Here is a 24,073-nt window from a genome sequence, read left to right on the forward strand (position 1 = left end):
TTAGGGGGCTTCAATCGCTCGACCGCTCGATGGCGTCCTCGGCCAAGGCGATAGCGTCCGGCGTGCCCACATGCATCCAGATGCCGTCGAGCCGCAAGCCGTAGAGCCGCTCTGCCGCGCCCGCGCGGTCGAACACGCGGTTCAGCGAGAAGGCGCCTTCCGGCGTGCCGTCGAACAGCTCCGGCTTGAGAATGGCGGCGCCGGCATAGACGAAGGGGGCGATGGTGCGCTCGCCCCGGCGCTCCAGATGACCGAGCTTGTCCATCTGGAAATCGCCCATGCCGTCATAGCCGATGGAATGGGCAGCGGAGGCGAGCAGCAGCAGCGCGTCCATGCGCTCCGGGTCGAACTGCTCCATGAGCCGCACGAGGTTCGGACGCGCGCCTTCGATCCAGATGGTGTCGGAATTGATGACGAGGAACGGCGTATCGCCGATCAGCGGCAGCGCCTTGCGCACGCCGCCGCCGGTCTCCAGCAGAACCCCGCGCTCGTCGGAGAGCAGGATTTCGGGAGCGCCCGCGCGCGCCTTGAGGTGCGCCTCCAGCAGGTCGGCATGGTGGTGCAAATTGACAATGGCGCGCGGAATGCCTGCGGCAGCGACACGGTCCAGCACATGGTCCACCAGCGGGCGGCCCTCCACCTCCACCAGCGGCTTGGGCCGGGTGTCGGTGAGGGGGCGCATCCGTGTGCCGAGGCCGGCAGCAAGCACCATGGCAGTATCGATCCGGACGGTTCCGGCGGCGGGCGCGTCAAGCAGCGTGTCGGGGGCAGCGGTCACGCGGAGAGGTCCTTCGATGGCAGCACCGCCTCATACCACATGCGCAGCGATCCCAACTCCTCATGGGCGAGGCAGCGGGCGAGATAGCGCCGGATGCGCGGCAGGTGCCGGAGATAATGCGGCTTGCCGTCGCGATCGTTGAGGCGGGTAAAGATGCCGAGGATCTTGCTGGCCCGCTGGGCGCCCATCAGCGCATAGGTGCGGGCAAAGCCGCGCGGGTCGAAGGTGGGGTCCGCCTCGCGGCGCATCGCTACGTAGCGGCGCACGAGTTCGAGCTCCAGCTCTTCCGGCACGTCCACCCGCGCATCCTGCGCCAGCGACACCACGTCGTAGGCCGCCGGCCCCATCACCGCGTCCTGGAAATCGATGAGGCCGATGCGGCGCAGGCCCTCCCGCTGGGGCAGCCAGATGAGGTTGGGCGAGTGATAGTCGCGCAGCACCCAGGTGGGCGGCTCGGCCATGGCGGGGTTGAGCGCGCTGCGCCACAGCAGGCGGAATTCCTCCCGCACCACCCCGTCGAGCCGGATGCCGCGGGACGGCAGGTACCAGTCCAGCATCAGGTCGATTTCGGTGAGCATGGCGGCGACGTCGTAGGACGGCAGCGCCCGCTCCACCCTTGGCGCGATGTTCAGCGTGCGCGGCAGCGGCCGGCTGTGCAGGGTGGCGAGCACTTCCACCGCGAGGCGATAGCGCTCCGGCACCGGGGCGGGCGGGGTGCCGGCCACCACGAATTCCGGGCCGAGATCTTCCAGCACGAGGATGCCGGCTTCCAGATCTGCCGAATAGATGAGCGGCGCGGACAGGCCCTGCGCCAGCAGCGCCCGGTCCATGGCGACGAACGGCTTCACATCCTCCGCCAGATGGACGAGCTGGCTGTAGGGCAGGCCGCGCTTCAGTGGCGGCCCGTCCGGCTGGCGCGGCGCGTTCATCACGATGGCCGAGCGGTCGCCGAGCACGAGGCGGCTGTAGGAGCGGGCGGAGGCGTCGCCCTGCAGGAAGCGGTGGGCCGCCTCGGCAAAGCCGCTCTGCTCGATGAGCGACTGGGCGATCATCAACCGGTCGAGGCGCGGGCCGAAGCTGCCATAGCCGGTGACGATAGCGATGCGCGCCTCCGGGCCGAGCGTGGCCGCGTCCCGCGTGCCGGCGGCGAGGTAGAGCGCCACGTCGAGGCGGTCGGCCGGCAGACGCTCCTCGGCGCGCTCGGGCCACTCCACCATGAGGAGCGCATTCTCGCGCAGTTCGTCCCAGCCGAGCTCGTCCAGCTCGTCCGGCTCCTGGATGCGGTAGAGGTCGGCGTGCACCACCCGGCCGCGGGGGAAGTCGTAGGAGATCAGGATCGGGAAGGTGGGGCTGGGCACGTCCACGCCGGCATCGTCGGCGAAGGCGCGGATGAGCGCGCGGGCCAGTTCCGTCTTGCCGGCGCCGAGATCGCCGGTGAGGGTGATGGTGTCCTTGCCCCCGAACCAGCTGGCGATCAGCGAGGCGAGGCGGCTGGTGGCGGCGAGGTCCTTCAGCACCACGCGGCAGGCAACCGGCTGCCCTTCGAGGCGTTCCAGCACGATGCTCATTCGGCAGCCTCCCGCCGGCGCTCGCCGTCGAGCGGGAAAATGCAGGTGGCGAGCGTTCCGCGCGTGGCCGAGGCCGGCCCCACCGTGACCGAGCCGCCATGCAGGCTCACGAACGAGCGCACGATGGCGAGGCCGAGGCCCACCCCGCGATGGCGCGGGCCGGCGCTGCGGCTCTCGAAGCGGTCGAACAGCGTCTCCTTGACCTCCGCCGGCACGCCCGGCCCCTCGTCGCGGACGGTGAACACCAGCGCCCCGTCGCGCCGGTTGGCGCCGAGCGTCACGGTGCCGCCCTCGGGCGAGACGGCGATGGCGTTGGACAGGAGATTGAACAGGATCTGCCGCAGCCGCCGCGCATCGGCGACGAAGACGCCGGCGGCGGGATCGATGTTCACGGCGAGGGAAAGCCGCGCCTCGTCCACGCTGTCGCGCACCGCCTCGGCGACGGAGAGGACCAGCTCGCGCACGTCCACCTCGGCGAGGTCCAGCTCCATGGCGCCGGCATCGATGGTGGCGAGGTCGAGAATGTCGTCGATGAGGGCGCGCAGCAGGTCCGAGGACTGGCGCATGTGGTCGAGATAGTCGCGCTGGCGGTCGTTGAGCGGGCCGGCAAGGCCCTCACGCAGCATATCGGCATAGCCCATCAAGGTGTTGAGGGGCGTGCGCAGGTGATAGGAGACATGGCCGACGAAGGCGTTCTTCAGTTTGTCCGCCGCCTCCAGCGCCTCGGCGCGCTCGGTCAGCGCCCGCTCCACCTTCACGCTGTCGGTGACATCGCGGAACGTCACCATGGTGCCGCCGTCCGGCAGCGGCTGGGTGGCGCCGTCGAGCACGCGGCCATCCGGCCGCTCGATGCGCAGGGTGGTGGCATCGCGCGGGCCGATGGCCGTCACCGCCTGGCGGATGCGGGAGAAGGCGGCCGTCTCGCCGTAGAGCGGGCGGCACATGGCGGCCACCGCGTCCACATGGGGCTTGTCGCCCATGGCCTGCGCGTCGAGGGACCAGAGCGCGAGGAAGGCCTGATTGTAGAGATTGAGCCGCCCGTCCGCGCCGAACACCGCCACAGCCTCGGCGAGGCCGTCCAGCGTCTCGCCCTGAATGCGGATGAGGCTGTTGTAGCGGCTCTCCAGCGCCAGATGCTCGGAGAGGTCATCGAACAGATAGGTGATGCCGCCTTCGGCATTGGGCGTGATGACCACGCGCAGCATCTGCCCGCCGGGCAGGTGCCACCAGTCGTTCACCGGCTCGATGGCGCGATAGGCCTCGCGCAGTTGCGCGCGCCACGCGCGGAAGTCGGCCTGCTCGGGCACCTTGCGGCGGCGGCGCAGGTCTTCGAGGATTTCGTTCTCCGGCGGGCGCTGGTCGAGGAGGCCGGGGGCGAGATCGAACAGGCGCTCATAGGCCGCGTTGTGGAAGACGAGGCGCTCGTCGGCGCCGAAGATGGCAACGGCCGTCGTCAGCTGGTCCAGCGTGCGCTGGTGGGCAGCCACCGTGCGGGCGGTCTCGGCCTTTGCCACATCCTCGCCGGTCACGTCGATGGCGATGCCGGCGGTGCCGAAGGGCCCGGCCACCTCCACCACATCCATCTGCCGGCGCTGGCCGCTCGCCACCGCCTTCACCCGCTGGCGGAACGTGCCGGCCGTGCCTTCGGCGGTCAAAGCGGCGCTGCGGATGCGGGCGTCGAGCAGATCGAGACCGGCCGTGCGCGCCTCCGCTGCCGAAGGCGCGCCCACCGCGGTGGCGAAAGCGGGGTTCACATAGACCAGCATGCCATCCGGCCGCCGGAGCCAAGCCGGCGCCGCGGCCGCATCGAGTGCGGCGGCGAGGCCATGGGCCATCCGCTCCGCCTCGGCGAAGTCGGCGGCCTCGGCTTTTGCGGAGGCCTCCGCCGCATCGGCCGGACGCAGAAGCAGAACGCCCGCGCCGCCGAGGCTGCGGCCTTCCAGACGCGCGGGACCGGCCGGGGTCTCCACCAATTGTGAGACGGTGCCGTCTTCCCGGCGCAACTCCTCCAGCGCCTGGTCGAGGGCGACGGAGGCAGCGCCGAGGCTGGCGCGGAAGGCTTCCGGCGTCGCGCCGTGCACATCCACCGGCAGGGTGCGGCCGCTCCAGGCCATGAAAGCGGGTGCGCCGGCGGTGAGGAGGATGCGCGCGGCATGGGCTTCCGCCCGGGCCCGGGCAGCGGCGGCACCGGCATCGCGGGCCTCGGCCTCGGCCTTGTCCATACGCGCGCCGAGATCGGCGGCCACCCGACGGGACCGCAAGGCGACGAGGCCGGCGACGGCGCAGGCCGACAAGGCGATCACCGGCCACAGCGCCTCGGCGGCGCTCATGGCGATGGTCCAGCCGTCGGCGGAAGCCGGGGTGCCGGCGAGGGCGGTGGTGGCGAGGAGAAATCCGCCGAACAGCGCGGTGCGGGTGCCGACGCAGAAGTTCGCGCATCCCGTCGCCGGGGCGGGCCCCTGCCTGCGCCCGCGCGCCGGGCGCCGCGCGCCGCTCCTCCGGATGCGCTCCGCCATTCGCCCCGGTGTCCTTCCCCTGCCCTGCGGTTGCCGCAGCCTCTCTGTGGCGCGCCGCGAATCACTTGCGAAGGATAACGGAGCGTTTACCAGCATTGAAAGGGCAGACCGCCGCCGGCCCACAGCCGGCAAATGGCTTTGCCGCTTCTAAACGTAGGTCACGGCCTCGATGCGCCAGCCGTCCAGGTCCATGAGGAACGAGGCGTAATAGCCGGGGCCATACTGGGGCCGCAGCCCTGGCGCGCCGTAGTCCGTCCCACCGGTGGCGAGACCTGCCGCATGGAAGGCCTCCACCGCCGCCCGGTCCGCCGCGCAGAAGGCGATGTGGGTGCCCGGTGGCGGGCTCACCGGCCCGTCGCGCAACTGCACCCAGAAGGGCGCCGCGCCCGGCACGCCTTCGGGCGCCGGCAATGTGCCCGGCGGCCCCCAACAGGCGGAGGCGCCCTCCGGCTCGTCATAATCCGCCACCCGCACCAGACCGAGGGGCGCCAGCACCGCGTCGTAGAAGCGTACCGCCCGGGGAAGGTCCACCGTGGTGACGGACAGATGCTCGATGACGGGGCGGATGGGCGTGAACGTCATGCCTTGGCTCCTGATGACGCGCGCGCCCTCGGATGGGCGGCGCGCCAGGCATTCATGAGGGCGGCGGCATCCACCTGCGTATAGATCTGCGTGGTGGAGAGGGAGGCGTGACCGAGCAGTTCCTGAATCGCGCGCAGATCGCCGCCGCGCGACAGGAGATGGGTGGCGAAGGAATGGCGCAAAGCGTGGGGTGTCGCGCTGTCGGGAAGGCCCAACGCGCCGCGCATCCGCTCCACCGCCAATTGCACGATGCGCGGCGAGAGCGGCCCGCCCTTGGCCCCGCGGAACAGCGGCTTGTCCGGCGCCAGAGGATAAGGACAGAGGCCGCGATAGGTCTCGACCGCCGCGAGGACCGGGGCAATCAGCGGCACCATGCGCGTCTTGTTGCCCTTCCCCGTTACCGTGATCTGCGTCGTGCCGGGCGACAGCATCCCGGCCGTCAGGCCCAGCGCTTCAGAGATGCGCAAGCCCGCTCCGTAGAGCAGGCCGATGACCGCCGCGTCGCGTGCCAGCACCCAAGCCTCCCGCGCCTCGCCTGCCCGGGTATCGGGATCGGCCAGCGCACGGGCGGCGGCGACGGAGACGGGCTTGGGCAGGCCCTTCGGCACCTTCGGCGCGCGCACCGCCGTGAGCGCCCCCACCTTGCCCTGCCCTTCCCGCTCCAGATGCCGGCCGAAGGACCGGGCGGCGGCGAGCAGGCGCACCAGCGTGCGGGGCGCCACGCCCTCGGCCCGGCGGGAGGCGAGCACGGCGCGCACATCCGCTGGTGTCAGAGCGGCGAGGTCGGAAAGCGTCGGGCGCTTGCCGAGATGGTCGGTGAGCCGAAGCAGCACAACGGAGAGATCGCGCGCATAGGCCTCCAGCGTCTTGGGCGAGAGGCGGCGCTCATGGGCGAGCCGCGCCAGCCAGCCCTCGACGGCTGCCGCCACATCGGGCGCGGCGGCAGCGGCGAGGCCGTGGGCCGCGCGGGCGGCTCTGTCCTGGTCGGTCATGGCCATACGGGAACACTCCGGCGATCCGGCCGATCCTGCAAGCACGGGCCTTCAGAAAGCCTGAACGGAATTCTCGGAGAGCCCTCTTGCGAGATAGATATATCGAACGATATAACCATCGTCGCTATATCTAACGACATATCTAAGGAGACTTCCGAATGTTCGGATGCAGACGAGACTGGCGGGATGCCCGCCGTGGCCGCGGCTTTGGCGGCGAAATGGGCGGTGAGTTTGGCGGCCGCGAGATGGCAGAGCATGAGTTCGCCGGCCGCGGCCATGGCGAGTTCGGTGGCCATCGCGGTGGTGGCGGACGCGGCGGGCGCGGCGGCGGCGACATGTTCCGCATCGGCCGCATGCTGGCCCAGGGCGACCTCAAGCTTCTGGCCCTGTCGCTCATCGCCGAGCAGCCGCGCCACGGCTACGAGATCATCAAGCTGATCGAGGAGAAGACCGCCGGCTGGTATTCGCCGAGCCCGGGCGTGGTCTATCCCACCCTCACCTTCCTGGAAGAGGCGGGCTACGTGACCGCCGAGGCGGACGGCTCCAAGAAGCGCTACGCCATCACCGAGGAAGGCCGCGCCTATCTCGCCGAGAACCGCGACTTCGCCGACGCCATCATCGGCCGGCTGTCCGAGATCGGCCTCAAGATGGGCCGCGTGAAGAAGTGGATGGGCTGGAGCGAGAACGGCCCGAGCCACGGCGCCGAGCTGCCCCGCCTGGTGGAAGCCGCGCTGGAGAACCTGCGCGACGTCTCCCGCGAGAAGCTGGAGCAGAATCGCGGCGCCGAAACGCGGATCGTCGAGATCCTCGCGCGGGTTGCCAACGACATCCGCGAGGCGTGAGCCGCGCGGCAAGGGCGGGCGCCGACCCCAGCGCCCGCCCTCGCGACGATGTGATGTTTTAAACATCACTAATAATGCTTGATCGCTTAATAGACCGGGTGTAAGCAGCATAAATCACGCTTCACGCCTGCCGTTGGCGATCATGATTACTGCTGCCCAGCTCCGTGCCGCCCGCGCCATTCTCGGCCTCGACCAGCGCGCCCTTGCCGGCCTGTGCGGCCTCTCGCTCCCCACCATCCAGCGCATGGAAGCCAGCGACGGCGTGATCCGCGGCAACGTGGATTCGCTGATGAAGCTGGTGGGCGCGCTCGATGCCGCCGGCGTCGATCTCATCGGCGAAGGTGTGATGAGCGACGGCGGCGGGCGCGGTGTGCGCCTCAAGGCGCCGCGCGTGACGGGGGAGTGAGATGACCCTCGCTCCCACATTCCAGCTTCTGGTCGCGCTCGCGGCGGTGGCCGCCCTGCTGCTGCTGGCGGTGGCCGGCGCAGCGCTGGCGCGCGGACCTTACGGGCGCCCCGTGGTCTATGGCGGCGCGCTGGCGGTGACGCTTCTTGCCGCCGTTTCCGCCCTCACCGCCATCCCGGGCCCCACGGGGGGCCTCGTGCTGCCTCTGGGCATTCCGTGGATCGGCGCCAATCTCAGGCTCGACGCGCTCTCCGCCGTCTTCCTGTTCGTGGTCAATCTCGGCGGCGCGGCGGCGAGCCTCTACGGCCTCGGCTACGGCCGGCACGACCATGCGCCCGAGCGGGTGCTGCCCTTCTTCCCGGCCTTCCTCGCCGGCATGAGCCTCGTGCCGCTGGCGGCTGATGCCTACACCTTCCTCCTCGCATGGGAATTCATGTCGCTGGCCTCCTGGGCGCTGGTGGTCTCCCACGACAAGGAGGCCGGCAATGTGCAGGCGGGCCTCGTCTATATCCTCATGGCCTCGTTCGGCACGCTGGCGCTGATGCTGGCCTTCGGCCTTCTGGCGGGGAGCGGCGGGGGCTTCACCTTTGAGGCCATGCGCGCCGCGCCACCCACCGGCTGGGCGGGAGCGGTGGTGCTGGCGCTCGCCATGCTCGGCGCGGGATCGAAGGCCGGCCTCGTGCCGCTCCATGTGTGGCTGCCGCTCGCCCACCCCGCCGCGCCGAGCCATGTCTCCGCGCTCATGAGCGGGGTGATGACGAAGGTGGCCGTCTACGGCTTCATCCGCATCGTGTTCGATCTCGCCGGCCCGCCGGACTGGTGGTGGGGCATTCCGGTGATCGTCGCGGGCGCCATTGCCGGCGTCGTCGGCGTGCTGCAGGCGCTGCTGCAGAGCGACACCAAGCGCGTGCTGGCCTTCTCCACCATCGAGAATATCGGCCTCATCTTCGTCGGCCTCGGCCTCGCCCTCGCCTTCAAGGCCTCGGGCTTCGGCAGCGCGGCGGCGCTGGCCTTCACCGCGGCTTTGTTCCACGTGTTCAACCACGCGGCCATGAAGAGCCTGCTCTTCTTCGGCGCCGGCGCCGTGCTCACCGCCACGGGATCGCGGGTGATGGACCGCCTCGGCGGGCTCATCCACCGCATGCCCGTCACCTCGGTCGCCATGCTCATCGGCGCCGCCGCCATCTCGGCTTTGCCGCCGCTCAACGGCTTCGCCTCCGAATGGCTGGTGTTCCAGGCCATCCTGCTCAGCCCCGAGCTGCCGGCCTGGGGGCTGAAGCTTTCGGTGCCCGCGGCGGGTGCCCTGCTGGCACTGGCCGCGGCGCTGGCGGCGGCGTGCTTCGTGCGGCTCTACGGCATCGTCTTCCTCGGCCGCGCACGCAGCGAGCAGGCGGCCAACGCCCATGAGGTGGACGCCTTCTCCCGCGCCGCCATGCTCGCCCTTGCCGGCATCTGCGTCGCCGCCGGCCTGTTCCCCGGCCTCGTCATCGATGCGCTGCAGCCGGCGGTGACGGCGCTGGTCGGGGTGAGGATGCCGGCGCAGAGCGAGGTGGCGTGGCTCTCCATCGTGCCCGTCGCGGAAAGCCGCTCGTCCTATAACGGCCTCCTCGTCTTCCTCTTCATCGCTTCCTCGGCGCTGCTCACCGCCTTCATCATCCACCGGCTCGCCACCGGCGCGGTGCGCCGCGCGCCGCCGTGGGACTGCGGCTTTCCCAATGCCGATCCGGTGACGCAATATTCCGCCGGCTCCTTCGCCCAGCCCATCCGCCGGGTGTTCGCCCGCACCCTGTTCGCCGCGCGCGAACGGGTGGAGATGCCGCCGCCCGGCTCCCTCGCCCCGGCGCGCATCGAGATCACCGCGCGCGATCCCGCCTGGGCCTTCCTGTTCCTGCCGCTGGCCGGGCTGGTGGAGCGCATCGCGACGCGGGCCAACCGCCTGCAATATCTCACCATCCGCCAATATCTGGCGCTGGTCTTCGGCGCCCTCGTCCTCCTGCTGCTGGTGCTGGCGCTATGGACATGATGGCGAACCTTCTGGTGCAGGGCACCCAGATGCTGCTGGTGCTGGCGCTGGCGCCGCTGCTCACCGGCCTCGTGCGCAAGGTGAAGGCGCGCCTCACCCGGCGGCGCGGCGCCTCCGTGTTCCAGCCCTATCGCGACCTCGCGCGGCTCCTGAACAAGGAGGCGGTGCTGGCCCACAACGCCTCCTGGCTGTTCCGCGCCGTGCCCTACCTTCTCTTCGCGGCGACGTGGGTGGCGGCGGCGCTGGTGCCCACCTTCGGCACCGGGCTCATCTTCTCCTGGTCGGCGGACCTCATCGTCATCACCGCGCTGCTCGGCTCGGCCCGCTTCTTCCTCGCGCTGGCGGGCATGGATGTGGGCACCAGCTTCGGCGGCATCGGATCGAGCCGGGAGGTGATGATCTCCTCCCTCGCCGAGCCGGCGATGATCATGATCGTCTTCTCCCTCGCCCTCGTCGCCCATTCCACCCAGCTCTCCACCATCGCCTCGGTGATGGTCGCGGGCGTCGGCCTGCGCGTGTCGCTGGCGCTGGCGCTGGTGGCGCTCGCCATCGTCGCGGTGGCGGAGAACGGGCGCATCCCGGTGGACAATCCCGCCACCCATCTGGAGCTGACCATGGTCCATGAGGCCATGGTTCTGGAATATTCCGGCCGCCACCTCGCGCTCATCGAACTGGCCGCGCAGCTGAAGCTGCTGCTCTTCATCTCCCTCGTCGCCTGCGTGTTCCTGCCGTGGGGGCTGGCGCCGGCCGGCGCCGGAGCCGGCGCGGTGCTGCTGGGCATGGCGAGCTATGGCGCGAAGCTCGCGGCGGGCGCGGTGCTGCTCGCGGTGTTCGAGACGTCGATTGCCAAGATGCGGGTGTTCCGCGTGCCGGACTTCTTGGGCGCCGCGCTGATGCTGGGGCTGCTCGGAACCCTGCTCCTCTTCGTGTCGAGGATCCTGTGATGGACCGCACGCTGGAAATCGCGCACGGAACGCCGCTGGACGCCGCCCTCTCGGCGAGCCTCGTGTTCGACGTGGCCCATCTGTTCGCCGGCGCGCTGGTGCTCATCAGCTTCCTGATGCTCTATCAGGACCGGCTCTATGCGCTTTTGAAAGTCTTCGCGCTTCAAGCGGTGGTGCTGTCCCTCTCCGTGGGCTGGCAGGCGCTGGCGCAGGATGCGCCGCACCTCTATGTCACCGCCGCCATCGCCCTCGTGTTCAAGGCGGTGGTGATCCCGCTGGCGCTGGCGCGGATGGTGGCCCGCCTCGGCATCCACCGGCAGGTGGAGACGGTGGTCTCCATCGGCCCCACCATGCTCGCCGGCATCGCTCTCGTGGCGCTCTCCCTCGTCGTCATGCTGAAGGCCACCGCCGCGGTGGGCGGCGCGGCGGATGCGCTGGCGCGGGAAGACCTCGCCTTCGCCCTCTCCGTGGTGCTGCTCGGCCTTCTGATGATGGTGACGCGGCGCAATGCCGTCAGTCAGGTCATCGGCTTCATGTCGCTGGAGAACGGCCTCATCCTCGCCGCCACTGGTGCCAAGGGGATGCCGCTGGTGGTGGAGATTTCCGTCGCCTTCTCGGTGCTCATCGCCCTCATCGTCATCGGCATCTTCCTGTTCCGCATCCGCGAACGGTTCGACACCGTGGACGTGGACGCCCTCGACCGCTTCCGGGGAGGGCGCGCATGAACCTTCTGTCCGGTCTCCTCGTAGATCCCGCCCCCCTGCTGGTGGCCGTGCCGGCCGCAAGCGCGGTGCTGCTGGCGCTGGTGCCCTCCTATCGGGTGGGGGCATTCCTCAATGTCGCCGCCTGCGGCCTCACCTTCGCGCTGGCGCTGCTGCTGCTCGGCGCGCCGCGGATTCAGGGGCCGTTCCTCATCGTCGACGATCTCAACATCGTCTTCGTGGTGCTGAACACCTTCGTGGCCTTCACCACCGCCTGGTTCAGCGCGGGATACATCGCCCACGAACTGGAGACCGGGCGGCTGACGCCGCTCAACCTGCGCTTCTACCACGCCATGTATCAGGTGCTGCTCGGCGCCATGACGCTGGCGCTGCTCTCCAACAATCTCGGCGTCATGTGGGTGGCCATCGAGGTGGCGACGCTCACCACCGTGCTCATGGTCGGCCTCTACCGCACCGAGGCGGCCATCGAGGCGGCGTGGAAATACTTCATGCTCGGCTCGGTGGGCATCGCGCTTGCCCTGTTCGGCACCATCCTCGTCTACATGGTGGCGCAGCCCGTGGTGGGCGAAGGCACGGACGGGATGATCTGGAGCGTGCTGATGAAGCACGCCCGCGAATTCGACCCCGCTTTGCTCAACGTCGCCTTCGTCTTCCTGCTGCTCGGCTACGGCACCAAGGTGGGCCTCGCGCCGCTCCATGCCTGGCTACCGGATGCGCATTCCGAAGGTCCCACCCCCATCTCGGCGGTGCTGTCGGGCCTGCTGCTCAACGTGGCGCTGTTCGCGGTGCTGCGCTTCAAGTCGCTGCTCGCCGCCCATCCCGGCACGCTGGCGCCGGGGCCGCTGATGATGGCCATGGGCCTCGGCTCCCTGCTGCTGGCCGGCTTCATGCTGTACCGGCGGCGCGACATCAAACGCCTGTTCGCCTATTCCTCCATCGAGCACATGGGCATCATCGCCTTCGCCTTCGGGCTCGGCGGGCCGCTGGCGAATTTCGCCGGGCTGCTGCACATGACCATGCACAGCCTCACCAAGTCCGCCATCTTCTTCGCCGTGGGCCATGCCTGTCAGGTGAAGGGCACGCAGGAGCTGGCGAAGATCCGCGGGCTCACCACCTCCCACCCGCTGCTCGGCTGGAGCCTGGTGGCCGGCGTCGTGGCCATTGCCGGCCTGCCGCCGGCCGGCGTGTTCATGAGCGAGTTTCTGGTGGTGACGAGCGCCTTCGCCGCGCGGCCGTGGCTGGCGCTGATCCTCGTCCTGGGGCTGCTGATCGCCTTCGGGGCGCTGATGGTGAAGCTCTCCGCCATCGCCTTCGGCGAGCCGAGCCCGGGCACCGATCCGGTGAAGGCGAGCTATGTGCCCATGGGCGTGCACCTCGCTCTGGTCTTCGCCGCCGGGCTTTATCTGCCGCCGGAACTGGTCGCGTGGTTCCGCCACGTGGCCGCGGTGCTGGGCTAGGAGGGCGGCATGGTCAACCTCTCCGATCTCTTCGCCCGCAACGGCTCCACCTGCCGCCCCTGGCCGCGCGTGAGCGTGAACGAGGCCGAATGGAACGGCCTCTGCGCGGAGCTGGCCGCTGGCCGGCTCACCCTCTCCGCTCTGTTCGGGGATAGCGGTGCCGTCCACATGGCGCTGCTGGAGGAGGAAACCGGCCGCCTCGCCCTCGCCAGCCTCCCCTGCCCCACCGGCGCCTTTCCCTCGGTGGCACGCCACCATCCGCCCGCCGCGCGGCTGGAGCGGACCATCCGCGATCTCTTTGGCCTGACGCCCGTGGGCGCGCCCGATCTGCGCCCGTGGCTGGATCATGCCCGCTGGGGCGTGCGCGCGCCGCTCGGCGCCGCCACCCCCGATGCGGGCGCGGGCGAGGCCTATCCCGTGCTGCCGGTTGAGGGCGAGGGGCTGCACCAGATCCCGGTCGGCCCGGTCCATGCCGGCATCATCGAGCCCGGCCATTTCCGCTTCTCCGCCTATGGCGAGACGGTGGTGCGGCTGGAGGAGCGCCTCGGCTATGTCCACAAGGGCACGGAAGGCCTGATGGCCGGCCGCACGCCGGAGGAAGCCGCCCGCATCGCCGGGCGCCATTCGGGCGATGCCACGGTGGCCTATGCGCTCGCCTTCTGCCGCGCCGTGGAAGCCGCCCGCGGGGTCGCCGTGCCGGAGCGCGCCCATGCCTTGCGCGGTCTGATGGCGGAGCTGGAGCGCCTCGCCAACCATCTCGGCGACATCGGCGCCATCTGCAACGATGCTGCGTTCGCCATCATGCTGGCCCATTGCGGCGTGCTGCGCGAGCGCGTGCTGCGCGCCTCCGCCCGTGCCTTCGGCCACCGGCTGATGATGGACCGCGTGGTGCCCGGCGGCGTCGCGCAGGACATACCGGCGGAGGCGATCGCAGGCGTGAAGGCGATGGTGGCCGAGGTGCGCCGCGCCTTCCCTGCCCTCGTCCGGCTCTATGACGAGACCGCCTCGCTGCAGGACCGTACCGTGGGCACCGGCTTCACCAAGCCGGACTATGTGCGCACCTTCGGCACTGGCGGCTTCGTCGGCCGCGCCTCGGGCCGCGGCTTCGACGCCCGCCGCGCCTTGCCCTATCCGCCCTATGACCGCCTGCCGTTCGAGATGCCCGTGCGCACGGATGGGGACGTGAACGCCCGCGTGTGGGTGCGCATCCGCGAAGTGGAGGAAAGCCTCGGCCTCATCATCCGCCTCCTCGACACACTGCCCAAGGGCGACATCATCGTGCCTGTGCCGGCGGGTGGCGGCGAGGGCGTGGCGCTGGTGGAGAGCTTCCGGGGCGATGTCTTCGCCTTCGTGGCGCTGGAGGGCGACGGGCGCGTGCGACGGGCGCATCTGCGCGATCCCTCCTGGTTCCAGTGGCCGCTCTTGGAAACGGCCATCGAGGGCAACATCGTCGCCGACTTCCCCCTCTGCAACAAATCCTTCAACTGCTCCTATTCGGGAGTAGATCTCTGATGCGGAAGCTCCTGCTCCAGGGCCTCCTCAAGGCCCCCCTCACCGAGGCCGCCCCGGACGACGCGGCGGTAGAAGCGCTGGCGCGCGAGCTGGACGCCGCCGCCCGCGCGCGGCTCGGCCGTAGCCTCTCCATCCGCGAGGTGGATGCGGGCTCGTGCAACGGCTGCGAACTGGAAATCCACGCGCTGGGCAACGCCTTCTACGATCTCGACCGCTTCGGCATCCGCTTCGTCGCCTCGCCCCGCCATGCGGACGTGCTGCTGGTGACCGGCCCGGTGGCGAAGAACATGGCCGAGGCGCTGAAGCGCACCTATGACGCCACGCCCGGCCCGAAATGGGTGGTGGCGGCCGGCGACTGCGCCATCAATGGCGGTGTCTTCGCGGGCAGCTATGCGGTGACGGACGGCGCCGGGGCCGTGGTGCCGGTGGACCTCAAGATCCCCGGCTGCCCGCCGACGCCGGTGGACCTGCTGACGGGGCTGCTGGCGCTGCTGAAGGCGGGGAAGGGGTAGGCACCCGATCGTCCTGCGGTCTCGCGCGCGCCCTCGCATCCCGGCCGACTGCAACGGAGCGCAGCGGAGCGGAAGGAGAGCCGGAATCCAGCGCAAGGGACTGCCGAAGGCGCTTCGCTGTCCAGCCACCGGCAAGGCATTGCCCGCTGCGCGGTTTTTCTCCTGGACCCCGGATCGGCGCTCCAGCTACGCCGTCGCTGGTCCGGGGCGCCCCCAAACACCGACGCCGCAGACCCGGGGGAAACGGGTCTGCGGTCGAAGCGCATGGCTGTCGGCCCTCCGTGTTTTTCTTTACTCACTCACGCAAAGGAAAAGCCGGGGATGGCCGCTTTTGAGGCCACCGCGCGCGCCGATGGGACGGTGAAACAAACGCGCGCGGGGCCACGGCCACCCCCGGTTAAGCCCCGGGAGGGGGCAGTCGGATCGCCGCTCAGAAGAAGCCGAGCTTCTTGGGCGAATAGCTGACCAGCAGGTTCTTGGTCTGCTGGTAGTGATCGAGCATCATCTTGTGGGTCTCGCGGCCGATGCCGGACTGCTTGTAGCCGCCGAAGGCCGCGTGGGCCGGGTAGGCGTGGTAGCAGTTGGTCCACACGCGGCCCGCCTCGATCTCGCGGCCGACGCGGTAGGCGCGCGAGCCGTCGCGGGTCCACAGGCCGGCGCCGAGGCCGAAGAGGGTGTCGTTGGCGATGTGCAGCGCCTCTTCCTCGTCCTTGAAGGTGGTGACGGAGACCACCGGGCCGAAGATCTCTTCCTGGAAGATGCGCATGTTGTTCTTGCCGAGGAACACGGTGGGCTTCACGTAGAAGCCATCCGCCAGCTCGCCGGTGAGCATGTTGCGCTCGCCACCGGCCAGAACCTGCGCGCCTTCCGCACGACCGATGTCGATGTAGGACAGGATCTTGTGCATCTGCTCGGAAGAAGCCTGCGCGCCGATCATGGTCGAGGGATCGAGCGGCGAGCCCTGCTTGATGGCGGCGACGCGGGCGAGCGCCTTCTCCATGAACTTGTCGAAGATGCTCTCCTGAACCAGCGCGCGGCTGGGGCAGGTGCAGACCTCGCCCTGGTTGAGGGCGAACATGACGAAGCCTTCCACGGCCTTGTCGAGGAAGTCGTCATCCTCGGCCGCCACGTCGGCGAAGAAGATGTTGGGCGACTTGCCGCCCAGTTCCAACGTCACCGGAATGAGGTTCTGCGCGGCATAGCCCATGATGAGCCGGCCGGTGCCGGTCTCGCCGGTGAAGGCGATCTTGGAGATACGCGGCGAGGAGGCGAGCGGCTTGCCGGCCTCGAGGCCGAAGCCGTTGACGATGTTGAGCACGCCGGGGGGCAGCAGGTCGGCGATGAGCTCGGCGAGCACGAGGATACTGGCGGGGGTCTGCTCGGCCGGCTTCAGCACCACGCAATTGCCGGCGGCGAGCGCCGGGGCGAGCTTCCACGCGGCCATCAGGATGGGGAAGTTCCAGGGGATGATCTGGCCGACCACGCCGAGGGGCTCATGGTAGTGATAGGCGATGGTGTCGTGATCGATCTCGCCCAGCGTGCCTTCCTGGGCACGGACGCAGGCGGCGAAATAGCGGAAATGGTCGATGGCGAGGGGGATGTCCGCCAGGGTCGTCTCGCGGATCGGTTTGCCGTTGTCCCAGGTCTCGGCGCGGGCGAGGAGTTCGAGATTGGCCTCGAGCCGGTCGGCGATCTTCAGCAGCACCAGCGCGCGGTCGGCGACGGAGGTGCGACCCCAGGCCTTCTTGGCGGCATGGGCGGCGTCCAGCGCGCGCTCGATGTCGTGCTCGTCGGAGCGGGGAACCTCACAGATCACCTTGCCGGTGATGGGGGAGGTGTTCTCGAAATAACGGCCGTTCACCGGCTCGACGAAGGTGCCGCCGATGAAGTTGCCGTAGCGCGGCTTGAAGGGCGAGGTGTGGGCGCTCGAGAGAAAGGCTGGTCTGTTCATTATTCCCTCCCATGGGTGGTGCCAGAGGGTTTGCAGCGGCCGTGCCAGTTCTCGAAGCTGCACCGCACGCCTTTATTTGCAGCGCGGGAAGATCCTGTCACATCTTGATTTTGTCGGCGCCAGACGGACCTACGCAGAAGCCCGACTTTACGCGCGACGAATAGTCGTGCGAGACTGTCGCGCATAAGAACAGGGTGCCGCGACACCTGTCGCAAAATGCGACAGTCGGCACCGTATAATGTCGCGTTGGGGAAGCGAAACGAGCCGAGGGACGCATGCCTGCGCCATTTCCGCCCCTCTCGCCGGTGCCGCCACCGGACGAGCTGCTCACCGCCCGCCGCCGGTTCTTTTCCGGCGCGCCCGGGGCGGAGCAGGCGCTTGCCCTTCCCATCATCCGCTCCTGGACCCGCTGTGCCGAGCGCGGCCTGCCCGTGGGCGGCCGGCTGAAGGCCGAGCCGCTGACGCAGGGGGAATTGTCCATCCGCCGCGAGCGGTATGAGGCGCTGCGCCGCCGCTGCCGGCCGGAGCTGGAGGCGCTGCACCTCAGCGCCAGCGCCGCGGGCGGCATCGTCATCCTCACCGATCCCACCGGCCTCGTGCTCGACACCGTTGGCAGCGCCGATTTCGCCGACCGCGCGGCGCAGGTGGCGCTGCGGCCGGGCGTGAGCTGGAGCGAGGCGGACAGCGGCACCAACGCCATCGGCACGGCGCTCATCGAGCGGCGGGGCATCGAGGTGCGTGGCGCCGAGCATTATGCCGAGCCGCACGGCATCCTCACCTGCGCCGCCGCCCCCATCCACGATCCCTTCGGCGAGCTGGTCGGCCTGCTCGACCTCTCCGGCCCGGCCGCCGTGCCGCATCATCATGCGCTGGCGCTGGTGGAGCTGGCCGTGGGGCAGGTGGAGCATCGCCTGTTCGAGGGCGCCTTCCCCGGCCGGGACGTGGTGCGCTTCCACGCCGACCCCTCTTTCCTCGGCACAGCGCGCGAGGGTGTTCTGGTGTTCGAGGACCACCGCCTCGTCGCCGCCAACCGCCCCGGCCTCTCTCTGCTCGGCCTCGGCTGGGATGCGCTGGGCGCGCGGCGCTTCTCCGAACTGTTCGAGGGCAGCCTCGGCCGCCCGGGCGATGCCCGCCGCGCCCGCACGCCCAACGGCGCCGTCATGCTGCGGCTGGAGCGGCAGGCCCCCGCCCCCGTGCGGATGGCGGCAGCGCCCGCCATCGCGCCGCCTCCCACCCCGGCCCCCGCCGGCCCCAGCTTCGATGCGGAGACCGAGCAGGCGCTGGGCCGCGCCATCCGGCTGATGAATGCGGGCGTGCCCGTGCTGATCCAGGGCGAGACCGGCTCCGGCAAGGAGGTGTTCGCCCGCCAGATCCACGCCCGCGGACCGCGCGCGGACCGCACCTTCGCCGCGGTGAACTGCGCCGCGCTGCCGGAAGGGCTCATCGAATCCGAACTGTTCGGCTATGAGGACGGCGCCTTCACCGGCGCCCGCCGCGCCGGCTTCAAGGGCCTGTTCCGCGAGGCGGACGGCGGCGTGCTGTTTCTCGACGAGATCGGCGACATGCCGCTGGGCCTGCAGAGCCGCCTGTTGCGCGTGCTGCAGGAGCGGGAGGTGACGCCGCTCGGCGGCGGCAAGGCGGTGAAGGTGGATTTCGCCCTCGTCTGCGCCTCCCACCGCGATCTGAAGATGCTGGTGGAGCAGGGCAGCTTCCGCGCCGACCTCTATTTCCGCATCGCCCAATACACCGTCACTTTGCCACCCCTGCGCAGCCTCGCCGACCGGGAAGCGCTGGTGGAGCGGCTGTGGCGCGACATGGCCGGCCCCGGGGCGGATGCGCCCCTGCTGTCGCCCGCGTGCCGCGAGGCGCTGGCGCGCCATACGTGGCCGGGCAATTTCCGCCAACTCACCGGCGTGCTCAAGGTGCTGCTCGCCCTCGCCGAGCCGGGTGAGACGGTGGGGCCGGAGGCGCTGCCCGCCGACGTGAGGACAACCGATCTGCGCAGCCCTGCGCAGCCCGCCGCCGCATCATCGCTCCCGGCGTCTCAGGCGGGAGATCCCGCGCCCGGCCTGTCCGGCGATCTCGGCAGCGTCACCCGCGCCGCCATGGATGCCGCCCTGAAGGAATGCGACGGCAACATCTCCCGCGCCGCCCGCCGCCTCGGCATCCACCGCTCCACGCTCCACCGCCACCTCGCCTCGCGCGGGCATTGAGGCGCTTAGGCGGGCCTAGACCCCGGCCAGATGGTGCAGCACGATTCCCGAGGTGGTGGCGACGTTGAGGCTGTCGAAGCCCTCGGCCATGGGGATGGCCACCGTGCGCACCCGCGCCATCACCGCATCCGGAAGGCCCGGCCCCTCCGTGCCGAACAGTGCGGCGACGCGCGGCGGGCGGGTGAGACGGGACAACGTTTCCCGCCCGGACGGCGAAAGCGCCACCGCCTCGAAGCCCCGCGCGGCGAGAAGCGCGATGAGCACGCCGGCATCGGGCACCCGCGCGAACGGCACCACGAGGCTCGCCCCCACGGAGACGCGGATCGCCTTGCGATAGAGCGGATCGCACGAGGCCTCATCCAGGATCACCGCATCGGCGCCGAATGCCGCGGCGTTGCGGAAGATGCCGCCCATATTGTCGTGATTGGTGAGGCCAAGGGCCGCCACCACCAGCGCGCGCGGCCCCAGCCCGTCGAGCAGCGCGCCCACCTCCGGCAGCGGCCGCGCCGTGCCCAGTGCGAGGATGCCGCGATGGATGTGAAAGCCGACGATGGCGTCCATCACCGCCTGCGGCGCCACATGAACCGGCAGGTCTTCGGGCAACGCGGCGATGAGATCGGACAGCCGTTCCGCCTGCGCCTGCGACAGCAGCACGGAGGAGAGGCGATGGCCGCCGCGTGTCCCCAGCCGGCCGGCGAGGAGGCGCAGCACCACCTCGCCCTCGGCCATGAAGCCGCCCTGCCGCCCCACCAGATCGCGCTCGCGCACGGCGCGGAAACCGGCGATACGCGGATCGTCGGCCTCGGTGACCTGAACGATCATAGGGGCCGGCGCTTCACCGGCACGGGGGCGCAGGTGCTGGCGCGCACCACCAGCTCGGGCGTCATCACCGCCCGCTCCACCGGTCGTCCGGGATCGGCGATGCGCTTGAGGGCGAGCGTCGCGGCGGCGCGGCCATATTCGGGAATGAAGGTGTGCACCGTGGTCAGCGGCGGATGCCACACCCGCGCCTCCTCAATGTCGTCATAACCGACCAGGGAGAAATCCCGGCCGGCGGTGAGCCCGGCCGCCTGCAGCTCCATCAGCGCACCGAAGGCGGAAAGGTCGTTGAAGCACACGGCGGCGGTGGGCGGCTCGTCCAGCGCGAGCAGGCGGGCCATGGCCTTGCGACCCTCCGCGCGCAGGCCCGGCCCTTCCCTTACCAGCGTCGGATCGAGCGGGATGCCGGCAGCGGCAAGGCCAGCCTTGTATCCGGCGAAGCGCTTGCGGCCGGTGGAGATGGCGCCGAAGCCGCCGATCATGCCGATGCGCCGGTGTCCCAATGCCACCAGGTGCGCCACGCCCAGCGCCACGCCGGTCACGTCGTCGGAGCCGGCGAAGTCGAAGCCGGAGCCCTCGATCTCGCGCGTCACCTGCACCACGGCGATGCCGGTGGAGGCGAGCGCCTTCAGGTCCTCCACCCGCGAATGGGCGGCCGGCGAGACGAGGAAGGCGTCGGGGCGATATTCCGCCAGCGTGCCCAGCGTGCGGGTCTGGCGCGCCACATCCTCCTGGCTCACGCCCAGAAGCACGGTCTTGCCGGCCTCGGAGAGGGCATCCTCCACCGCCGCCAGAAGCTCGGTGAAGGAGGGGTTCACGATGTCATGCAGGCCGAGGGCGACGATGTTGGTGCGCGCCGTGCGCAGCGCGGCGGCACCACGGTTCGCCACATAGCCGCGCGCCCGCGCCGCCTCCTGAACCTTCAGGCGCGTCGCCTCGGCGACCATGGGGCTGTCGCGCAGGGCCAGCGAGATGGTGGCTGTGGACAGCCCCAGTTCGCGGGCGAGGCCCTGGAGCGTCACCTTGCCGATGGGCGCACCGGCGGGAGATGCACCGGGGTGAGCGGCACCCGGCGGAGGAGGAATCGTCTCGTCCATGGGCCATCCCTATAGCGGATCTGTCGCGTCTCGCGCCGTCCTTTCGGCCATGCTAAACGATTTAGCGGCAACGGCAACGACAGCTGCGACGATACGAATCGGGAGGACGCCATGGCGGGTACGCGGGTTGGTTTCATCGGGGTCGGCCTCATGGGCCACGGCATGGCGAAGAACATCCTCGCCAAGGGCTTCCCGCTCGCCGTCATGGGCCACCGCAACCGTGCGCCGGTGGAGGATCTGGTCTCCCGCGGCGCCACCGAGGTGAAGACCCCCGCCGAGATGGCGGCCCAGTGCGACGTGATCGTGCTCTGCGTCACCGGCGCGCCGCAGGTGAATGAGGTGCTCAACGGCGAGAACGGCATCCTGAAGGCCGCCAAGGCCGGCCTCCACATCATCGACACCTCCACCTCCGAGCCGACGCTGACCATGGCGCTGGCGGCAGAGCTCGCCAAGGACGGCATCTTCCTGTGCGACGCGCCGCTGGGCGGCACGCCGATCCAGGCGGAGGAAGGCGCCCTTTCCGCCATGGTGGGGGCGGAAGATGCGGCGTTCGCGGTGATCGAGCCGGTGGTGGCGGCCTTCGCCAGCCGCATCGTGCGCGTGGGCGCGCCGGGCGCGGGCCACACCATGAAGCTGCTCAACAACTTCCTGTCGCTGGGCTACGGCGCCATCTATGCCGAGGCGCTGGCCATCGCCGGCAAGGTCGGGGTGACGGCGGAGGTCTTCGACAGCGTCATCCGTGGCTCGCGCATGGATTGCGGCTTCTACCAGACCTTCATGGGCTACGTGCTGGAGGGCAACGTGAACGCCCACCGCTTCACCATCACCAACGCCCACAAGGACATGCGCTACGTCACCAACCTCGCCACCAACACCGGCGCCTCCGCCTTCATCAGCGCCACGGTGAAGAACCTGTATGCGGCGGCCGAGGGCCTCGGCAATGGGGCTAAGAACGTGCCGCAGATCACCGACGTGCTGGCGCAGATGAACGGCCTGCCCACCGTGCTCGAGCTGAAGGCGGCGGCCGAGTAGCGTTACCGCAATTTACCGTCGCCCCACCCGGGGATTCACACTTCCGACACCGCCGCGCACCAGCCTCTCCCGGCTTGGCGTGCGGCGCGATGACTCACGGGCAAGGCGGAACCTTCCGGCCCCCAAAGCATTTGCCGCCCTATGGCGCCCCCTCGCCGGGGGGACATGCGCGGCAATGAAATCGGGAGGCTCCTGGGCGTGTCGCAGAGCGGGCAAAGATTGGTGAGCATCGATTTCTGGCGGGGCTTCGCCCTGCTGACGATCTTCATCAACCATATTCCCGGCCACGTCTTCGGCGGCTTCACCTATCGCAATTTCGGCTTCTCGGATGCGGCCGAGCTGTTCGTCTTCCTCGCCGGCATCTCCGCCGCCTTCGCCTATCTGCGGCCTTTCTCCGCCGGCGAGCGTGTGCGCACCACGGCAAGGGTGTGGATGCGCGCCTTCACCCTCTATGCCGCCCATCTGGTGCTGGTGGTGATGTCCGTGGTGGTGGTGGGCGGCTTCGTGGTGCTCACCGGCGACGAGCGCATGCTCGAATGGATGCACCTCGACATCATCCCGCAATATCCGCTGGAATCCCTCGTGGGCATCGGGCTGCTCACCTACCAGCCGGGCTATCTCAACATCCTGCCGCTCTATGTGGGGCTTTTGCTGCTGGCGCCGGTCCTGCTGCTGCTGGCGCGGCGCAGCCTGGGCCTTGCCCTTGTGGTCTCGCTCACGCTCTATCTCGTCACCCAGATCGCCGATCTCGCCTTGCCGGTGTGGCCCGGGCCGGGCGGCTGGTTCTTCAATCCGCTGGCGTGGCAGCTCCTGTTCACCTGCGGCCTCGTCATCGGCGCGCTGATGGATCGGGGCCTGCGCTCCGCCGCCCACCGGGTGCTGGACGTCGCCGCGCCGCTCTATCTGCTGGTGGCGCTGGTGTGGGCCGTGCTCGGCTATCCGGTAACGCCGGATCTGTCCCCCGTGCCGCCCTTCCTGTGGGATTTCGACAAGACCAACCTCGCTCTGCCGCGCCTGCTGCACGTGCTGGCGCTGGCCTATTGCGTGTCGCGCCTGCCGCTGGAAGCCTGGCTGAAGAAGAGCGCGTCGGCCGCGCCGCTCATCCTCATGGGCCGCCACGCGCTGCCGGTGTTCTGCCTCGGCACCGTGCTCAGCCTCGGCGCGCAGGTGGTGCGCCCCCTGGTCGATGGCGCGCTGGCCGTGGATTTGCTAATCGTTGCCGCAGGTTTCTCGCTCCAGTGGTCCCTCGCATGGGCGCTCGAATGGCAGGCGCGCGGCCGCAAGCCGACGCAGGCGTCATCCCTCCAGGCGACGCCCGGTGCCGCTTCTCCGGCCCCGGCATTCGCGCACGGGCAGTGAGGCGCGCAGCCGGCGCCGTTCTCGCCGCATGGGTGCTGCTGTGCCCGCTCGCGGCCGGGGCCGCCATTTCCACCGCCTGCCGGGTGCCGGACATCTTCCTCACCTTCGACAGCGATCTCGGCCGCACCGAGCGGCTGGTGGACCGCTCGGCCCCCGTGCGCATCCTGATGATCGGCCCCCAGCCCGACCGTCAGGCGCTGTCGGACAAGAAGCGCAGCCGCCTTGAGGTGGAACTGAGCCGCCGGCTGCCGAACATCATATTCACCATCATCGACGAGGGCGCGACGCAGGGCCTCGCGCGGGATGATTTCGGCCGCATCCGCTCCGCCGTTGAGCGGGTGGCGCCGGACCTCATCATCTGGCAGGTCGGCACCGCCGACGCGCTCGCCGCCACCGATCCGGAAAGCTTCGCCCACACGCTGGAGCAGGCGGCCGACTGGCTGCGCGGGCGCAACATCGACCTCGTCCTCATCGACCCGCCCTTCGTGCCGGGCGTGGACCACGAGCACCTCTACGGCCGCATCGTGAAGCAGATCGACGCGGTGTCGGACAAGGAGCGCATGAACGTGGTGCAGCAATACGGCGCCACCTCCTATCTCCAGTCCTCCGCGCGCTCCCCCGCCGAGGGCCGCGCCTGCATGGCGGAACTGGTGGCAGAGGCCATCGTGAAGGCCGTGACACGCTGATTTACGAAGACGCCTGGGGCCGCATTGCGGCAGAGCGCGCGACCACGCTCGGCCGCCCTCCG

20 protein-coding genes are annotated in these 24,073 nt (G+C 70.0%); 12 read left to right on the forward strand and 8 right to left on the reverse strand.

From position 1 onward, the window contains the following. Window positions 1–10: 10 nt before the first annotated feature. From FHT36_RS08035 to FHT36_RS08055, 5 genes are all read right to left on the reverse strand, one after another. Complete coding sequence (locus tag FHT36_RS08035; RefSeq protein ID WP_169122221.1) at window positions 11–712, reverse strand: nucleotidyltransferase family protein; 702 nt, start codon at window positions 710–712, stop codon at window positions 11–13. 62 nt (window positions 713–774) lie between these two features. Then, complete coding sequence (gene tsaE / locus FHT36_RS08040) at window positions 775–2,346, reverse strand: tRNA (adenosine(37)-N6)-threonylcarbamoyltransferase complex ATPase subunit type 1 TsaE (protein WP_169121964.1); 1,572 nt, start codon at window positions 2,344–2,346, stop codon at window positions 775–777. Further along, window positions 2,343–4,862, reverse strand: a complete 2,520-nt coding sequence (locus FHT36_RS08045; protein WP_169121965.1) for a PAS domain-containing sensor histidine kinase — start codon at window positions 4,860–4,862, stop codon at window positions 2,343–2,345. The genes tsaE and FHT36_RS08045 overlap by 4 nt, the downstream gene beginning before the upstream one ends. Window positions 4,863–5,009: 147 nt before the next feature. After that, complete coding sequence (locus tag FHT36_RS08050; RefSeq protein WP_169121966.1) at window positions 5,010–5,444, reverse strand: VOC family protein; 435 nt, start codon at window positions 5,442–5,444, stop codon at window positions 5,010–5,012. After that, a complete protein-coding gene (locus tag FHT36_RS08055) occupies window positions 5,441–6,442 on the reverse strand; it encodes a tyrosine recombinase XerC (protein WP_169121967.1) in 1,002 nt (333 codons plus the stop codon). Before FHT36_RS08055 ends, FHT36_RS08050 begins: the two co-directional genes overlap by 4 nt. 239 nt (window positions 6,443–6,681) lie before the next feature. On the opposite strand from FHT36_RS08055, the gene FHT36_RS08060 reads away from it, so the two are divergent. The 8 genes from FHT36_RS08060 to FHT36_RS08095 all read left to right on the forward strand — a co-directional run bounded on the left by FHT36_RS08060 (window position 6,682) and on the right by FHT36_RS08095 (window position 14,854). Continuing rightward, the gene (locus tag FHT36_RS08060; protein ID WP_169121968.1) at window positions 6,682–7,278 is read left to right on the forward strand and encodes a PadR family transcriptional regulator; all 597 of its coding nucleotides are present in this window, start codon (window positions 6,682–6,684) and stop codon (window positions 7,276–7,278) included. A gap of 142 nt (window positions 7,279–7,420) precedes the next feature. Then, window positions 7,421–7,684 carry a helix-turn-helix domain-containing protein gene (locus FHT36_RS08065; protein ID WP_169121969.1) on the forward strand — a complete coding sequence of 88 codons (264 nt, stop codon included), beginning with the start codon at window positions 7,421–7,423 and terminating at the stop codon, window positions 7,682–7,684. Window position 7,685: 1 nt separating this feature from the next. Next, window positions 7,686–9,707: a hydrogenase 4 subunit B gene (gene hyfB, locus FHT36_RS08070; protein WP_169121970.1), complete on the forward strand. Its 2,022-nt coding sequence runs from the start codon at window positions 7,686–7,688 to the stop codon at window positions 9,705–9,707. Then, the gene (locus tag FHT36_RS08075) at window positions 9,704–10,651 is read left to right on the forward strand and encodes a respiratory chain complex I subunit 1 family protein (RefSeq protein WP_393984103.1); all 948 of its coding nucleotides are present in this window, start codon (window positions 9,704–9,706) and stop codon (window positions 10,649–10,651) included. The genes hyfB and FHT36_RS08075 overlap by 4 nt, the downstream gene beginning before the upstream one ends. After that, a complete protein-coding gene (locus FHT36_RS08080) occupies window positions 10,651–11,376 on the forward strand; it encodes a hydrogenase-4 component E (protein WP_156026286.1) in 726 nt (241 codons plus the stop codon). Before FHT36_RS08075 ends, FHT36_RS08080 begins: the two co-directional genes overlap by 1 nt. Beyond that, window positions 11,373–12,830, forward strand: a complete 1,458-nt coding sequence (locus tag FHT36_RS08085; RefSeq protein WP_169121972.1) for a hydrogenase 4 subunit F — start codon at window positions 11,373–11,375, stop codon at window positions 12,828–12,830. Before FHT36_RS08080 ends, FHT36_RS08085 begins: the two co-directional genes overlap by 4 nt. 9 nt (window positions 12,831–12,839) lie before the next feature. Further along, window positions 12,840–14,342 carry a nickel-dependent hydrogenase large subunit gene (locus tag FHT36_RS08090; RefSeq protein WP_169121973.1) on the forward strand — a complete coding sequence of 501 codons (1,503 nt, stop codon included), beginning with the start codon at window positions 12,840–12,842 and terminating at the stop codon, window positions 14,340–14,342. After that, complete coding sequence (locus FHT36_RS08095; RefSeq protein WP_169121974.1) at window positions 14,342–14,854, forward strand: NADH-quinone oxidoreductase subunit B family protein; 513 nt, start codon at window positions 14,342–14,344, stop codon at window positions 14,852–14,854. Before FHT36_RS08090 ends, FHT36_RS08095 begins: the two co-directional genes overlap by 1 nt. Before the next feature lie 430 nt (window positions 14,855–15,284). Here the strand turns inward: FHT36_RS08095 and adh are convergent, their stop codons facing one another. Next, window positions 15,285–16,805, reverse strand: coding sequence for an aldehyde dehydrogenase (adh, locus tag FHT36_RS08100; RefSeq protein ID WP_169121975.1), 1,521 nt, complete (start codon window positions 16,803–16,805; stop codon window positions 15,285–15,287). 275 nt (window positions 16,806–17,080) lie between these two features. On the opposite strand from adh, the gene FHT36_RS08105 reads away from it, so the two are divergent. After that, window positions 17,081–19,018 carry a sigma-54-dependent Fis family transcriptional regulator gene (locus tag FHT36_RS08105; RefSeq protein WP_169121976.1) on the forward strand — a complete coding sequence of 646 codons (1,938 nt, stop codon included), beginning with the start codon at window positions 17,081–17,083 and terminating at the stop codon, window positions 19,016–19,018. A 15-nt stretch (window positions 19,019–19,033) separates the two neighbouring features. Here the strand turns inward: FHT36_RS08105 and FHT36_RS08110 are convergent, their stop codons facing one another. Together FHT36_RS08110 and FHT36_RS08115 are read right to left on the reverse strand one after the other, a co-directional pair. Next, window positions 19,034–19,840, reverse strand: a complete 807-nt coding sequence (locus tag FHT36_RS08110) for an RNA methyltransferase (RefSeq protein ID WP_169121977.1) — start codon at window positions 19,838–19,840, stop codon at window positions 19,034–19,036. Then, the gene (locus FHT36_RS08115; protein ID WP_246702080.1) at window positions 19,837–20,934 is read right to left on the reverse strand and encodes a LacI family DNA-binding transcriptional regulator; all 1,098 of its coding nucleotides are present in this window, start codon (window positions 20,932–20,934) and stop codon (window positions 19,837–19,839) included. Before FHT36_RS08115 ends, FHT36_RS08110 begins: the two co-directional genes overlap by 4 nt. An 18-nt stretch (window positions 20,935–20,952) precedes the next feature. Here FHT36_RS08115 and FHT36_RS08120 point away from each other — a divergent pair, with 18 nt between their 5' ends. The 3 genes from FHT36_RS08120 to FHT36_RS08130 all read left to right on the forward strand — a co-directional run bounded on the left by FHT36_RS08120 (window position 20,953) and on the right by FHT36_RS08130 (window position 24,011). After that, on the forward strand, window positions 20,953–21,966 hold the full coding sequence (locus tag FHT36_RS08120; protein WP_348644412.1) for an NAD(P)-dependent oxidoreductase: 1,014 nt from the start codon (window positions 20,953–20,955) through the stop codon (window positions 21,964–21,966). A gap of 222 nt (window positions 21,967–22,188) precedes the next feature. Further along, the gene (locus tag FHT36_RS08125; protein WP_169121979.1) at window positions 22,189–23,325 is read left to right on the forward strand and encodes an OpgC domain-containing protein; all 1,137 of its coding nucleotides are present in this window, start codon (window positions 22,189–22,191) and stop codon (window positions 23,323–23,325) included. After that, window positions 23,322–24,011 carry an SGNH/GDSL hydrolase family protein gene (locus FHT36_RS08130; protein ID WP_169121980.1) on the forward strand — a complete coding sequence of 230 codons (690 nt, stop codon included), beginning with the start codon at window positions 23,322–23,324 and terminating at the stop codon, window positions 24,009–24,011. The genes FHT36_RS08125 and FHT36_RS08130 overlap by 4 nt, the downstream gene beginning before the upstream one ends. Window positions 24,012–24,073 lie beyond the last annotated feature (62 nt).

Source organism: Xanthobacter sp. SG618, from assembly GCF_012932745.1.
GTDB lineage: Bacteria > Pseudomonadota > Alphaproteobacteria > Rhizobiales > Xanthobacteraceae > Xanthobacter > Xanthobacter flavus.

Excerpts from the sequence above, each read along its gene's own strand:
- FHT36_RS08045 (WP_169121965.1), bottom strand. The coding sequence starts at position 4,862 with ATGGCGGAGCGCATCCGGAGGAGCGGCGCGCGGCGCCCGGCGCGCGGG.
- FHT36_RS08095 (WP_169121974.1), top strand. The coding sequence starts at position 14,342 with ATGCGGAAGCTCCTGCTCCAGGGCCTCCTCAAGGCCCCCCTCACCGAG.
- FHT36_RS08105 (WP_169121976.1), top strand. The coding sequence starts at position 17,081 with ATGCCTGCGCCATTTCCGCCCCTCTCGCCGGTGCCGCCACCGGACGAG.
- adh (WP_169121975.1), bottom strand. The coding sequence starts at position 16,805 with ATGAACAGACCAGCCTTTCTCTCGAGCGCCCACACCTCGCCCTTCAAG.
- FHT36_RS08055 (WP_169121967.1), bottom strand. The coding sequence starts at position 6,442 with ATGGCCATGACCGACCAGGACAGAGCCGCCCGCGCGGCCCACGGCCTC.
- FHT36_RS08115 (WP_246702080.1), bottom strand. The coding sequence starts at position 20,934 with ATGGACGAGACGATTCCTCCTCCGCCGGGTGCCGCTCACCCCGGTGCA.
- tsaE (WP_169121964.1), bottom strand. The coding sequence starts at position 2,346 with ATGAGCATCGTGCTGGAACGCCTCGAAGGGCAGCCGGTTGCCTGCCGC.
- FHT36_RS08035 (WP_169122221.1), bottom strand. The coding sequence starts at position 712 with ATGGTGCTTGCTGCCGGCCTCGGCACACGGATGCGCCCCCTCACCGAC.
- FHT36_RS08110 (WP_169121977.1), bottom strand. The coding sequence starts at position 19,840 with ATGATCGTTCAGGTCACCGAGGCCGACGATCCGCGTATCGCCGGTTTC.
- FHT36_RS08065 (WP_169121969.1), top strand. The coding sequence starts at position 7,421 with ATGATTACTGCTGCCCAGCTCCGTGCCGCCCGCGCCATTCTCGGCCTC.
- FHT36_RS08085 (WP_169121972.1), top strand. The coding sequence starts at position 11,373 with ATGAACCTTCTGTCCGGTCTCCTCGTAGATCCCGCCCCCCTGCTGGTG.
- FHT36_RS08080 (WP_156026286.1), top strand. The coding sequence starts at position 10,651 with ATGGACCGCACGCTGGAAATCGCGCACGGAACGCCGCTGGACGCCGCC.
- FHT36_RS08060 (WP_169121968.1), top strand. The coding sequence starts at position 6,682 with ATGGCAGAGCATGAGTTCGCCGGCCGCGGCCATGGCGAGTTCGGTGGC.
- FHT36_RS08075 (WP_393984103.1), top strand. The coding sequence starts at position 9,704 with ATGATGGCGAACCTTCTGGTGCAGGGCACCCAGATGCTGCTGGTGCTG.
- FHT36_RS08050 (WP_169121966.1), bottom strand. The coding sequence starts at position 5,444 with ATGACGTTCACGCCCATCCGCCCCGTCATCGAGCATCTGTCCGTCACC.
- FHT36_RS08090 (WP_169121973.1), top strand. The coding sequence starts at position 12,840 with ATGGTCAACCTCTCCGATCTCTTCGCCCGCAACGGCTCCACCTGCCGC.
- hyfB (WP_169121970.1), top strand. The coding sequence starts at position 7,686 with ATGACCCTCGCTCCCACATTCCAGCTTCTGGTCGCGCTCGCGGCGGTG.